We start from the raw sequence: 13,925 nt of genomic DNA on the forward strand, positions 1-13,925 counted from the left end.
GCCATGGGCAGTTCGTATCATTTGATACGTGGTCACGCGCCATTTGACACGTGAGCCCGCATCATACGACACGAAGGCGCGTGCCTAAAGGCACGAACCAGCGAACGCAATGGCAGTCGCGCCGGCAATCAAAGAATGATGGATATATGATAACCCAAATGTGCCATAGCCCGCAACAGGCTATGGCACATTTGGGTTATCATGATTGCATACTGGGTTTACTCCAGTACCTTGGTCATGTTGAACGAACTTATGAGATGGTTAGCGTCTACCTTTGCCTTGATAAGATATTTGGCATGCTTCTCCTTGCTCGCATCAGTACGGGTGATATCCTGAGATACCGAGAACTGCACACTATACTCATACTCGTCATTGTCCAAAGGTTTCTTGTCTATCTGGAAGTCATTTCCCAAGCGCCAGTTCATATTGGTAATGTCGTCCTTATAAATCTTCTTCATAAAGGTAACCACATCTGATGGCGACGCATCGGTCTTGCCTAAGAAGGAATCCATAAAGACTGCAACGGTGCTCTTCAGGCCGTCTTCATTCTTCGAGTTGATGCTCTGAAAGAAATGGCGGAAAAGAGTAACTATGGCGTCCTTCTCTTGGGGCATAACGGTCTTTGACTGCGCATCCTTCATAGCCTCTGTCGCCTCGTCGATATGCTCGCCATTGGCATGCGCATCGGCATAGGCCTGATAAGCCTCCGCCGTATTGAGGCGCTGGGCTATAGCCCAGTCTATAGAGTCTATCCGATGCAATGCCTCCTGCTGATGCAGGCTTCCTGGATGAGCTTTGAGATAAGCCTCCATTGCTTCTTTGGAGCCACTTACCACGGCATCGCGCCACTCTGCATCAGACAGCTGCAGACGCTCCAGTCTCACAGACACCGAGTCACGATGCTCTGCGGGCGCATTGGTATAGGTGGTAAGATAACTCTGCAGCACGGCAGGGTCTTCGCTTGTCATGGCATAAGTATAGGCTTCCTCTTCTTTACCTCCCTGTGCCTGATACCAGACAAAGATGCCTCCGAGAACCAAGACGATAGCAAAGAGGAATGAATAGATAATCACCTTGGTATTCTTCTTGGCTGGCTTCTCGTCTGCAGAAGACGAAGTGACGGGCTCTGCCTGATATGAGGGTTGTGCCTGCGCTGTCTCTGGATGAGTCGGAGTGTGACAGGTCGGACAGCTGGACAGGTCATTGAAATAAACTGTGCCACATTTGGGGCAAGTGATGATATGTCCTGCTATTTCAACGCCGCAAGACGGGCACACGGGCGCTTTGTCGCTTACCTCACGACCGCACTCGGGACATTTGATAATTGCCATAATCGTATATGTTTATTAATCTATGTTATCGGTGTCGGTATCTTATCTCTCGCAATCGGTGATTACCCATAAATCGACTTTTGTCCACATGGCCATTGACACCGCTTATTCGTCCTTTGGCCGTGTATTGCCAAAGGGTAATGTCGCGACCATCGGTCAAAATGGGCTCACGCTGAGTATATTGGGCAATCATAATCTTATAATCATTGAGTTTGCCGGCGAAATGATGGTCATAGAAGTTGGCTCCGGTATAGATTAACGGCTTCTGACGATAAGCCACCTCTACGAGTTGGAGAAACTTGAATACCGAGTCGGTAAACTCTTTCACGGACAACCCACTACGTGTCTCGATGTCTATCATGGGCAACAGGTCCTGGTCTTCAGGCCTGCATTGTGCCATAAAATTACGCAACTGTACCTCTTGGGGAATGCGGGCTCGATAGAAATGATAAGAACCAACCTTGAGGCCGTTCTGATGAGCCAGTTCTATGTTACGCTTATACTTGCTGTCAATATTGTCACCACCTTCGGTAGCCTTGAGATAGACATAGGCCATCTTAGCATTGTCTCCTATCTGCTCCCAAAACACATCTCCCTGATAGTGGCTCATATCTATGCCATGTATGTGCTGGCAGGTGTCTTCACATTCGGTCTGGGCATGTGTGGCAAGTGTACAAAATATTGATAATATGAATATATATATGCACTTCATAGGTGCAAAGTTACTTTAATATGTAGAAAATACAAAACAAACTTACTCTTTTTTCGTTACCACGTCGCATCATTGACCATATGCCAAGCCGTCAGAAACGAGGCGCGCGTAATGTCTGCGAGTTTGGGGTAATTGATGGTTGACGCTTCGTCGGAAGGCTGATTGTAATGCGGCTGTGCATCAGTATGATACCACACGATAGGAATAGCGTGACGCGCAAACGAACTCTGGTCGCTTCCTCCTACAGGATTGTCCCACGGTTTATAGTTGGGATGCAGGTCCAGCTGGTAGTGGGCTATGTCGTCCTTAAGCCATTCACCGATACGAGGATGGCTTTCGGTATAGAAGTACACAAAATATTGAGAATCGTCAGGGCGATTGTTGCCGCCGACCATATCAAAATTGAGATAACCCTTAATCTGGCTGATATCTTTGTGGCTGTTCACAAAATAACGCGAGCCAAGTAGCCCAAGTTCCTCTCCGTCCCAGAAGGCGAAGACTATGGTGCGGCGTGGACGGACACCGCTCTTGACAAAAGCCTGCATAATCTGCAGCACAGCACTTACACCCGAGGCATTGTCGTCGGCTCCGTTGTAAATCTGGTCTCCAACCAATGTGGGAGAAAGGCCCTCGTGGTCAAAATGCGCCCCTACCACTACGACTTCGTCGGTAGAAGTGCCGGGGATACACGCTATCACATTGGCCAAACTGAGAAGATGATGAGGGCCTTTGGCTATATTAACCAAGGAGTCTGACTCTACAAAATAACGTGGACTGCGACGTAGCGAAGGGCGTGCGGCGGCGTTGAACGGTTGCAGAAATGAGGCTGACTCGTAAGGCTGCAATCCCAATTGGCGCATGTGTGAGACTATGTACTGCTGGGCCAACTGTGACCCACGCATCCCCGCCTGACGACCTTCCATTAAATCGTGAGCCAAGAAACCAACATGGGCGCGAGCTGCATTTTCGGTGATGCTCTGAAGACCGATATTCTTCTGCTGGGCAAGATGGATGGCAGCAGCCGTATTTGGGTTGCGACGGATGGCGTCAGCAGGTTGCGCATAGAGCAATGCCACTGTAGCCCAAAGGATATATAATGTGTAATTAACGTAACGCATAATCATCATAATTCATTTAACCTTCGATTTCACTGAGCTCCAGCCACCGCATGCTCTTCTCGTCAATTTCTTCTTTGAGCTTGGGCAGCAAACGGCTTTTCTCCGTGAGTTCTTCGACGCTGAGTGTACCGCTACAGAGTGCTTCTTCTATCTCGTGCTGTTGTTGTTCGAGTGATGCGATATCCTTTTCGAGCTGCTCAAACTCCCGTTTCTCCTTATACGACATACGGCGACGGCTGTCGTTGCGATAAATCTTCTTCTCCTTGACAGAGGCATCTACCTTGGCTTCCTCTTTGCTCTGCAAGGCCGAATACTGCCGATACTGTGTATAGTTGCCAGGGAAATCATCTATCACACCCTCGCCCTTAAAGACAAGGATATGGTCAACGACCTTATCCATAAAATAACGGTCATGGCTTACGACGATGACGCAACCGGGGAAATCCTGCAGATACTCTTCCAGGACTTGGAGGGTCTGTATGTCCAGGTCATTGGTGGGCTCATCAAGAATAAGAAAATTGGGATTCTCCATCAGCACAGTACAGAGATACAGTTTGCGTCGCTGTCCTCCACTGAGTTTATACACATAGTCGTACTGCTCTTCGGGCGTGAAGAGGAAGCGCTGCAAAAACTGGGAAGCAGAGAGGTGGCGCCCGCCACCAAGATCGATATACTCGGCACGCTTGGTGATAATGTCGATGACCCGCTCTTGCTCGTCAAACTGCAGGCCGTCCTGTGAATAATAGCCGAACTTGACGGTCTCGCCGATATCAAACCTTCCCTCGTCCGGCCGCTGCAATCCTAACAGCAGCTTGATAAAGGTAGACTTTCCGGTGCCATTGTTGCCCACAATGCCCATTTTCTCGAAACGGGCGAAATTGTAATAGAAATTGTCGAGTATAACTTTATCCTTGCCAAACCGTTTGGAAACGTATTGACATTCGAAGATTTTAGAACCTATATATACATTGGATGCTTTGAGTCTTACCTGGCGCTCTTCAATACGCTGATGGGCGCGGGCTTCGAGTTCATAGAAAGCGTCCTCACGATACTTGGCTTTGTGACCACGGGCCTGAGGCATACGGCGCATCCACTCCAATTCGGTACGATACAGATTGGCGGCACGAGCCTGCTCGGCACGACGATTGTCAATGCGCTCCTGACGCTTTTCCAGATAATAGGCATAATTGCCACGATAGGTATAAATGGTATGGTCATCCAGTTCGAGGATTACATCACACACGCGGTCAAGAAAATAACGGTCATGGGTGACCATTAGTATCGACTTGTTGCCTCGCTGGAGAAAACCCTCCAGCCATTCTATCATCTCGAGGTCCAAATGGTTGGTAGGCTCGTCCAATATCAGGAAATCGGGCTCGGTAATGAGCGCATTGGCAAGCGCCACCCTCTTGCGCTGTCCGCCACTGAGTTGCCCCATCGGCTGAGAGAGGTCTGCGATTTTAAGCCGGGTCAATATCTGCTTGGCCTTCACTATCTTCTCATCATCGCCCTGATGGTTGAAGCAGGCATCCAGCACGGTGTCATCGGGATTAAAGACAGGTTCCTGCTCCAGATACCCCGTGCGTATTCCATTGCGATAAACAATAGCTCCTTCATCCTGGCTCTCTCTGCCAGTAAGGATTGACAGCAGCGTAGACTTGCCAGTACCGTTGCGGGCAATGAAGCCCACCTTCTGTCCCTCGGCTATGCTGAACGAAAGATTGGCGAAAAGCTCACGAGCGCCGAAACGCTTGCTTACGTTCTGTACATCAAGAATAGTATTCTGACTTGCCATTGTATCGACGTATTAATCAGTAGCAGCCAACGAGTCGTTGATTTGTCCAATATAGTCTATCACCTCCTGACGGCCGGTCTTCTTCTCACTGCTCGTGATAAAATATGGAGGCAACGTTTCCCATGTATCTCTGAGGCTTTCCATCCAGCGCTCTGCATTCTGACGAGCCTTGACGGGTCCGAGTTTGTCGGCCTTGGTAAAAACGATACTGAAAGGAACGCTGCTCACGCCCAGCCAATCGATAAACTCACGGTCTATCTTCTGCGGGTCATGGCGAATATCTATGAGTACAAATACATTGACCAACTGCTGACGCTGGAGTATGTAACTCGAAATCATACGCTGCAGTTGGTCTTGCACGGATTTAGAACGCTTGGCATAACCATATCCTGGGAGATCGACAAGATACCATTCACGATTGACAAGAAACAGATTGATAAGAAGAGTCTTGCCGGGGGTGGCACTGGTCTTGGCCAGGCCCTTATGATTACAAAGCATATTGATGAGGCTTGATTTACCTACATTGCTTCGACCGATAAAAGCATACTCGGGCTTGTTGTCTTTTGGACATTTTTCGACTGTAGGCGCTGAAATAACAAACTGAGAATTCTTAATTTCCATATCGTTGCTTTAATTATATATGCAAAATTACGACTTTTTTTTTGTAATATCTCCGCTTTGCCGTAACTTTGTATCAAATGTTCTGAAAAAGCAAACAAGATGAAACAAATCAGTTGGGGATTTATTGGTTGCGTCGAGGTTACCGAGAAGAAGTCTGGTCCCGCCTTTGCCGAAGTGGAAGGTTCGCATGTGGAAGCGGTAATGAGCCGCAGCGAACAGAAAGCGCGCAACTATGCGGAGCGACACAATATACGCAAATGGTACACGGATGCCCAGGAATTGATAGACGACCCGGATATCAATGCCATATATATTGCCACCCCACCATCAAGTCATGCCACTTTTGCCATTATGGCGATGCGTGCAGGCAAGCCGGTATATGTGGAAAAGCCATTGGCTGCAAGCTATGACGACTGCGTACGCATCAACCGCATAAGCGAGCAGACAGGAGTGCCCTGTTATGTGGCCTACTATCGCCGCTACCTGCCTTACTTCCAGCGCGTCAAAGAAATCATACGCGAAGGGCGCATTGGCAATATTACCAACGTGCAGGTAAGGTTTTCCGCTCCTCCCCGAGAATTGGACTATAACTCCACCCGCGAACTGCCATGGCGCCTGCAGCCAGACATCTCTGGTGGTGGTTATTTCTACGACCTGGCCCCTCATCAACTTGATTTATTGCAAGACATCTTTGGCGTTATCGTCAAAGCCCACGGTTATTGCACCAACCGCGCCCACCTCTATACCGCAGAAGATACCATAAGCGCTTGCTTCCGCTTTGAGAGTGGACTGGTCGGCAGCGGGTCATGGTGCTTCGTGGGCCACCAAAGTGCCAGAGAAGACTGCATAGAGATAGTCGGCGAACAAGGTATGCTGTCTTTCTCTGTCTTCAACTACAAACCTATCCGTCTGGTAACCTCAGAAGGTTTGACAGAGATAGAGGTCAAGAACCCTCCTTACGTGCAACTACCGATTATACGCAAAGTGATAGAAGACCTGCAGGGTCTGAACATCTGCACATCGACCAGCGTGAGCGCAACTCCCACCAACTGGGTGATGGATCGCATATTGGGAAAAATGTAGGCTGTATGCTCCGACATCTCTATCTGATTATCATATTGCTCATCACATCTTCACCACTTATGGCAGATGACTCTATCCCACCTCAAAAGAAGGGTGTGATAGGAGTCCTGTATGACTTTGTCAAAGAATTCAGCCGTGTAGATACCAACTATGTGGAACCGCAGCGATATAATTTTGCTGCAATGATTCAGAACACCAACACCTATGAGGTATATCGCCTGAGCAGCAGTGACGGAATGAATGTAGTCTTTGCCCCCAAGCCGCGCATAAAGGTCGGCCCTTACTTCGGGTGGAGATGGATATTCCTGGGCTATACCCTCGACGTGGCCCACATCAAAGAGAGCGGACGCAACCAAGACTTCAACCTGAGTCTATATTCCAATCAGATAGGCGTTGACCTGTTCTATCGTCGCACGGGAGACAACTACAAAATCAAGGAAATTGATGTAGGACGACAATATGATACCGAGGGATTGAAGGATTTGCCATTTGATGGAATAGAAGCAAGCATCAAGGGCTTCAACCTATATTATATCTTCAACCACCGCAAATTCTCTTATCCCGCTGCTTACAGTCAAAGCACGGTACAGCGACGTTCGGCCGGTTCATTTCTGGCGGGTATCGGTTATACGCGACATGGCTTGAATATGGACTGGATGAAACTGTCTGCCATTATCAAGCAACATACGGGCTATACTGCGCCCAATGGACTGGATGCCAATCGCAACCTGCCTCCCCACATCGATTATACCGACTACTCTATCTCTGGAGGATACGCATACAATTGGGTGCCCATGCGCAACCTGCTAATTGACGCCTCCCTGTCTATTGGGCTTTCATACAAGACCACGCGTGGCGACAACCATGAAGACAAACCTTGGTTCAAACAGCTTTCACTGCACAATACCAACATTGATGCAATTGGCCGTATGGGTATAGTATGGAACAACACCAAATGGTTTGTGGGAGCCAATGCCGTATTCCATTCGTATAATTATCACAAAAGCCAGATAACGACCAATAATACTTTTGGCAATGTCAACATTTATATAGGATTTAACTTCAACCGACGATGAAACATACAATATTCCTCGCTGTCGTCATATGGGGCTTTTGCCTCAATGCCATTGGACAGGAGAAGGTGGATTATAAGCCATCTGACAGCCTACGCGTGACTTCGCTGCTGAAGCAGGCGAGACACCTGGGCAAGGATAAAAATCTCATGATATACTTTTCCCGTCAACTACGTGGTATTCCCTATGTTGCCAAGACCTTGGAGGTGAACCCATCCGAACAGCTCGTTGTCAACCTGCGCCAACTCGATTGCACCACATATGTCGAGACGGTAATGGCGCTCACGCTGTGTGCCCGTGAACAAAGCATCAGGTTTGAAGATTACTGCCACTGGCTGAGAACCATACGTTACGAACAAGGGAAAATAGGCTACACGCGACGACTGCATTATTTCACTTCATGGATTGACGACAACACAGAGATGGGGCTGATTAAGGAGATTTCGCATAAAAGACGACCATTCACCGGCCGCCAGCGTCTCAACATCGATTTCATGTCAACCCACAGCCACCTCTACCCTATGCTGCATGGCAAACCAAAGGCCATAAAAGAAATCAGAGATACGGAGCAAAAACTGACCGGACGCACTGTGGCCTATATTCCGAAGAAATCAATAGACAACTCAACGCTCATGCGCCAGACCATAAAGGATGGCGACATACTGGCCATTACCACATCCAAACAAGGACTCGACACATCCCACATAGGCATCGCAGTTTGGCACGCCGACGGCCTACATCTCCTCAACGCCTCACAAATAAGACACAAAGTAGTGGAAGAACCTATGACGCTCGCAGTATATATGAGCAAGCATCCCAAACAGAGAGGAATAAGAGTGATAAGGATAAAAGTTGATTGATTTGCTGCCTAAAGAAAAACTTAGACCTCTGCGAGTAATCGTTGCAATGCTGCAAAAAAAAACTGAAGTATCATTAATATAAAGCTATATGGAAGAAGTAAAACGAGATAGAGCGAGAAGAAAACTCCTAAGAGTAACCTTCCCCAATGGAAAAGTCCTTTGTTATAAAAGTACAACCGATACAATGATAGCAACAATGCAAGAGTTGGGCGATGATGTTATAGCAAATATAAAACTACAGTCATGCCACCTGCCATTGTTATCAAAAGAAATATATCCCAAATACAAGGAATGGATGAAGCCTGTTTGCAATGGTTGGTATCTCAACACACAATCAAACTCGGACACAAAGTTCCTGCAATTAAATGCTATAAATGAGCAATTGTCTTTAGGATTAAAAATAGAGTTGGGAGAAGACTTTGTAGCACAAGACAACCCTAACAAAGAAAAGCGCACTAGAACAAAAGGCGAAATACTCGTAAAATTACCAGATGGGCAATGTTTTGCCAATAATTCAATAACAAATACGTTCCTTGAATTAATCAGGGAAATTGGTATAGATAAAATCAAGCAAAAAGAACTAACTTGGTGTGGCAAACCACTTATAACAGCATCAAAGATGTTTAACGGACAAGTATAGATAGACAATGAGCGATGGATTATCGTGCCTAACACAACCAAAGATAAGGTTAAACTCCTCAGAGTTATCGGTGCTATGTTGCGTATAAATATGGAAATCACCTCAATTTAAATGGGCTATTCAAAACTCTTCCAAGATAATACGAACCTCCGCTCCAGTCAAATAGATGCAAAGGCAAGAAATGATGCATGAAACAAATATGACACAGTGATGTTGCAGATGACAACCAATACACAGACCAATCATATACACAAAAAAAGAGGACTTTACATTATGTAAAAATCCTCTTTCTTCAGTTTTTTCGTGATTCCGTTGGGGTTCGAACCCAAGACCCACAGCTTAGAAGGCTGTTGCTCTAATCCAACTGAGCTACGGAACCATCCTTTTTGCGGCTGCAAAGTTAATAAATTTGCTTGGTATTTCCAAATATTTACTTATATTTCTTCAAATACTCATCAGCTCTTTCATCTCCCAATTCCTTGGCTTTCATGAGAGCTTTGGTTCCTTCTTCCTTATTCTTTGCCACCATATTGGCCACGCCCAACAAGATATATCCATCGGCATACTCAGGTGCAAGTTGTGTACAGATTTCTGCACTACGGATTGCCTTGTCGGTCTGGCTGAAGCGCAAATGCAGCGAAGCCTTCTCTGCCCACAGGGTTGGAGAATCACGCTGCAGCAATATGGCACGGTCCATATCGTTGAGCGCCTGCTGATACTGATGGATTTCCATTTCTGCCTTATGACGGATATAGTAGAAATTGCTGGTAATGGGCCTACCCTGCATCAACGAGTCATACTGATTGAAATCTATCACCGCTTTACGATACTCTCCTATATTATAATAATGTGTAGCACGAGCAAGAACATAAGGCGCACCCACAAAATTCAGCGGCTGGGGAGAGACAGCTATAGCACTGTCCAAGAGGGCTACAATCTCTGCATCGGGAGCCTTCATCTGTGTTTTGCACTGAGCTGCACTATAGAAGAGGTCGCCATTGCGAATAGGGGTCTTGGTGAGTTCCATAAACTTGTCGTAGGCAGTAGCGTAGTCTTTCTTCACAAAATAAGCCAAAGCCTGCTGATGCACATAGAGAGGCTGGTGGTCAATATCATACGCCATATTAGCTTCCTCCAGCGCCTTATCCGCATTCCAGGAAGGATAGATGCTGTCTGGAAGATTGGAAATCTTGCTATAAATCAGACGGGAATAGGCCGAATGTACATCCTCCTTCTTGACAACTTTCTCAAGGGCAGTCTTGATGGTAGCATCAACTCCAGAGAAATCAGCCTTGGCCAGCTGTCTGTTGGCCAGCGCATTATAGCCTTCCACATAATCAGGGAAACGTTGGATGAAAGCCTTTACGTACTTGTTATACATCAGCGTATCTCTCTGTTCTGCTGTGAGAGTCAACATCACCGCAGCCTGCTCATGATTCTTGGGAAAGTCGATAGGGATAAACGATTGTCTGAGCACAGGATTGGCTATGGCCAGACCGTTCTCCACAGTCATATCGTTCATGAAATTGGCATCAGTAGCCACAATCTGCTGTCCATCCTTGGAAATCTGGATGACACCAATCACCTGACCTTTGGAATTGACAACAGGACATCCATCAGCACTCTCATCGATATTAGACGAGAAGAGATAATAGGCATACTTCTCCATAAACGGCTCCACGCTCTGCACATTGCGCTGGTCTATGAGGGGCTTGTTGACCGAATACTGCAATATCCATACCTTTTCACCCTTCTTGCTGGCTGCAGTTGCTACAGAAGCAGGCTGTGTGTTGCCATCCACCTTAAACTTGCAGACATTGTACAACTCGTTGGCACCTATCAGCGCACTTACTACCGATTGCTTGCCATTGGCATCGATTACCACCGCACTGTCGGCACCCACAAACGGCTTCCAAGAACTTATCGCTTCGCCCTTATCTCCCACAAACACGCCATGGGTTGATGCAAGCAAGGTACCATCTTTCTTAAAGGTTGTCAGAGAGAAAACCGATTTGGCGGCACTCTCTATCTGCGCACTACAATTGGTTGCAACCAAGAGTGCAAAAGCTATATAAATGATTTTCTTCATATTCTTAATAGGGATTTTGCATTTTCTATTGCGGCCGGAGTTATGTCACTGCCGCTCAACATCTGAGCGATTTCCTTGATTCGCTCGTCATCTGTAAGTTTTGTCATCCTACTCAACGTCACATCACGATAATCCTCTTTGGAAACCTTATAATGGGTCGTTCCCATGGCAGCAATCTGTGGAAGATGGGTAATGCTGATAACCTGACGGTCCTTGTCGCCCATCTCCTTCATAATCGAAGCCATCTGCTCGGCCACGCGACCGCTCACGCCCGTATCAATCTCGTCAAAGATGATGGTGGGCAACTTGACTACTCCCGAAATCATCGCCTTCAACGAGAGCATCACGCGGGCGATTTCGCCGCCCGAGGCTATCTGCGATATGGGCTGCAACAGACTGTTTTTGTTTGCGCTGAACATAAACTGCAACTTGTCGGCGCCATCAGCACTCAAGGGCTTTTCCTCCATCGACACCTCAAATCTTACGTTGGGGATTCCTAATGGCACCAGACGTTGCTTAAGTTCCTTTTCCACAGTTCTCGCCGCTTTCTCACGTGTCTGTGTCAACAGCTTCGCCTTTACCAGACATTCCTTGTATGCCCGCTCATATCGTTCCTTAAGCGCATCCAACTCATCCGAACCATTGTCAATAAGACCCAGTTGGTCAGCGATTTTCTGCTTGAGTTCATTCAGTTCTTCTATCGAACCGAGGTGATACTTCTGTTGCAGAGCATACAATCTATCCAGCCTGCCGTTGATTTCCTCCAACAAGGCAGGATTGAACTCAATCTTCTCTCCTCCCCCATTGATTTCGTCGGCTATATCTTTGATTTCGATATAAGCACTTTCCACACGCGCAGCCAGTTCCCGAGCTGGCGCATATACCGATTCTATCGAATTCAGATTGGAAGCGATGTTCTTAAGGATAGACGCCACATTGTTGTCTTCGTCAGTCAGCACGTTATTCGCATCAAAGAGCACCTGCTTTATCTCTTCTGCATGAGCCAGTATCTCACTGTCTTGCTCCAACTGCTCCTGCTCGCCTTCTTTGAATTCATCCTTGGCCAACTCCTGATATTGGAAACGCAGAAAATCTTCATTCTGTCTATCTCTTTCTATCTGCTGCGTCAAGTCATCCAATTCACGCTTGCACGTTTTCTGCTCTTCGTATGCCTCGGCAAACGCACGACGCACCTCGCCATTCTTGGCCACCACGTCCACAATGCCGAGCATAAAATCATCCTTCTGCAAGAGCAGGTTCTGGTGCTGACTGTGTATGTCTATCAGGTGCTCGCCCAATTCCTTGAGAACAGCAATCGATACAGGTGAATCATTGACAAAAGCCCTGCTCTTGCCATTGGCATTGATTTCCCTTCTCAGGATGCAGTCCTGTGCATCATAGTCTATATCATTATCAGAGAACAGACGCTCCAGATGACTGTCGGCCAAATCAAAATGTGCCTCAATGACACACTTCTTTTCGCCGTTCTTTATCTGCTTAACATCAGCACGATTACCCAAGAGCAGACCCAATGCGCCTAAGATGATACTCTTTCCCGCTCCCGTTTCTCCAGTGATTACCGAGAAACCTGGAAAGAAATCAATGTCAAGCTGGTCTATCAGCGTAAAATCCTTTATATATAAATGTCTTAACATTATTCCTTAATTTTATCCCATGCCGCATTCTGACTGGCGTTGATACCAAACAGAATGTCATATACTGTTTCCTTCTCCTTGGGCGTTCCCTTACCTTTATATATATTGGCAATTTCATCCCGCTTGTAGTCCGTCCATATCTGCGGAACAAGACTCAGCGGCTTGTTATCATGACTGTTCTTCAACAGCTCCATCGCCTTAGTTATATTGGCACGCCCTCGCTCCGCATTGCCAGCCATCTCGTCAAGCCCGGTACGGTAATAGTCATACTGAAACTGTCGGAACGGGCGCATACCTCCATCCAGATAATCATTGATAAAGGCATACCTGTTTCGACTGTCATCAAAGGCTTTCCATCCAGGATAATTCAGATTTTGCGCACTGTTGGCAACATTCATACACTGTTGCAGCACCTCGTCACCACCCATGGCAGCAAAACTGTCGAGATTGATGCCGATAATCAGATAAGCATAATAGGCAAACAGCGCAGTAAGCTGATTGTCAATATTGTCTGGAGTGAAGACAATTTGATCAAACTGGGTATATTCGAAGTTGAAGTTGTTGTCAGTGTTGTTATAAAGAGTGGTAGTGTAAGCCGAATTATATACCGGACGATTGGCTTGTATCAGCGCCTTGCAAGTGAAGATATTCGACGAAGCGTCATATTTGGTTACAGTGATGTTGAAATTGCATACAATACGCTCATTCTTCTGAAAATGCAGATTGGTCCATTGCCGCTCATTGACAAATTGCTCCAACTGCTTCTGCAATTCATCAAACACACTGGCATCCGTTCCCTGTATCTGCGAACGGTTGATGGTTATCTTGGCATTGAGTTCCTGAGCCTTTGCCGGCATTGCCGCCAGCATTATCATGATGTAGCCCATCACCATCACGCCTTTCATCCAGAAGCGATTTCTCCGCGTAAATGTCCGTATCAATATGCCG

General features: G+C 46.9%; 12 protein-coding genes and 1 tRNA gene. 4 read left to right on the plus strand and 9 right to left on the minus strand.

Annotation, left to right across the window (positions count from 1 at the left end):
- Positions 1-218: 218 nt before the first annotated feature.
- The 5 genes from CIK95_RS01755 to yihA are packed head-to-tail and all read right to left on the minus strand — an operon-like array spanning position 219 to position 5,577.
- On the minus strand, positions 219-1,331 hold the full coding sequence (locus CIK95_RS01755) for a zinc ribbon domain-containing protein (RefSeq protein ID WP_022309519.1): 1,113 nt from the start codon (positions 1,329-1,331) through the stop codon (positions 219-221).
- Positions 1,332-1,356: 25 nt separating this feature from the next.
- Positions 1,357-2,043, minus strand: coding sequence for a glycoside hydrolase family 25 protein (locus CIK95_RS01760; protein ID WP_094466107.1), 687 nt, complete (start codon positions 2,041-2,043; stop codon positions 1,357-1,359).
- A 56-nt stretch (positions 2,044-2,099) separates the two neighbouring features.
- Positions 2,100-3,161: a M28 family metallopeptidase gene (locus tag CIK95_RS01765; RefSeq protein ID WP_094388156.1), complete on the minus strand. Its 1,062-nt coding sequence runs from the start codon at positions 3,159-3,161 to the stop codon at positions 2,100-2,102.
- Positions 3,162-3,177: 16 nt separating this feature from the next.
- Positions 3,178-4,956 (minus strand): ABC-F family ATP-binding cassette domain-containing protein, encoded by a 1,779-nt coding sequence (locus CIK95_RS01770; protein ID WP_094466108.1) that lies wholly within the window; start codon positions 4,954-4,956, stop codon positions 3,178-3,180.
- 12 nt (positions 4,957-4,968) lie between these two features.
- The gene (yihA, locus tag CIK95_RS01775) at positions 4,969-5,577 is read right to left on the minus strand and encodes a ribosome biogenesis GTP-binding protein YihA/YsxC (RefSeq protein ID WP_022309515.1); all 609 of its coding nucleotides are present in this window, start codon (positions 5,575-5,577) and stop codon (positions 4,969-4,971) included.
- A gap of 99 nt (positions 5,578-5,676) precedes the next feature.
- Here yihA and CIK95_RS01780 point away from each other — a divergent pair, with 99 nt between their 5' ends.
- From CIK95_RS01780 to CIK95_RS01795, 4 genes are all read left to right on the plus strand, one after another.
- A complete protein-coding gene (locus tag CIK95_RS01780; protein WP_094466109.1) occupies positions 5,677-6,660 on the plus strand; it encodes a Gfo/Idh/MocA family protein in 984 nt (327 codons plus the stop codon).
- 5 nt (positions 6,661-6,665) lie between these two features.
- Positions 6,666-7,736: a DUF4421 domain-containing protein gene (locus CIK95_RS01785; protein WP_094387000.1), complete on the plus strand. Its 1,071-nt coding sequence runs from the start codon at positions 6,666-6,668 to the stop codon at positions 7,734-7,736.
- Positions 7,733-8,593 carry an N-acetylmuramoyl-L-alanine amidase-like domain-containing protein gene (locus tag CIK95_RS01790; protein ID WP_094386999.1) on the plus strand — a complete coding sequence of 287 codons (861 nt, stop codon included), beginning with the start codon at positions 7,733-7,735 and terminating at the stop codon, positions 8,591-8,593. The genes CIK95_RS01785 and CIK95_RS01790 overlap by 4 nt, the downstream gene beginning before the upstream one ends.
- An 88-nt stretch (positions 8,594-8,681) precedes the next feature.
- Entirely contained in the window at positions 8,682-9,233 is a 552-nt protein-coding gene (locus CIK95_RS01795) for a hypothetical protein (RefSeq protein ID WP_144007682.1), read from the plus strand.
- Positions 9,234-9,537: 304 nt separating this feature from the next.
- On the opposite strand, the gene CIK95_RS01800 is transcribed toward CIK95_RS01795, so the two are convergent.
- The 4 genes from CIK95_RS01800 to CIK95_RS01815 all read right to left on the minus strand — a co-directional run bounded on the left by CIK95_RS01800 (position 9,538) and on the right by CIK95_RS01815 (position 13,870).
- A tRNA-Arg gene (locus tag CIK95_RS01800) sits at positions 9,538-9,612 on the minus strand.
- A gap of 51 nt (positions 9,613-9,663) precedes the next feature.
- A complete protein-coding gene (locus tag CIK95_RS01805) occupies positions 9,664-11,322 on the minus strand; it encodes a tetratricopeptide repeat protein (RefSeq protein WP_094466111.1) in 1,659 nt (552 codons plus the stop codon).
- Positions 11,319-12,977, minus strand: a complete 1,659-nt coding sequence (gene recN, locus CIK95_RS01810) for a DNA repair protein RecN (RefSeq protein ID WP_094466112.1) — start codon at positions 12,975-12,977, stop codon at positions 11,319-11,321. Before recN ends, CIK95_RS01805 begins: the two co-directional genes overlap by 4 nt.
- Positions 12,977-13,870, minus strand: coding sequence for a DUF4835 family protein (locus CIK95_RS01815; RefSeq protein ID WP_371591351.1), 894 nt, complete (start codon positions 13,868-13,870; stop codon positions 12,977-12,979). Before CIK95_RS01815 ends, recN begins: the two co-directional genes overlap by 1 nt.
- Between the last annotated feature and the right edge of the window lie 55 nt (positions 13,871-13,925).

It is taken from the genome of Prevotella sp. P5-108 (genome assembly GCF_002251385.1).
Lineage (GTDB): Bacteria > Bacteroidota > Bacteroidia > Bacteroidales > Bacteroidaceae > Prevotella.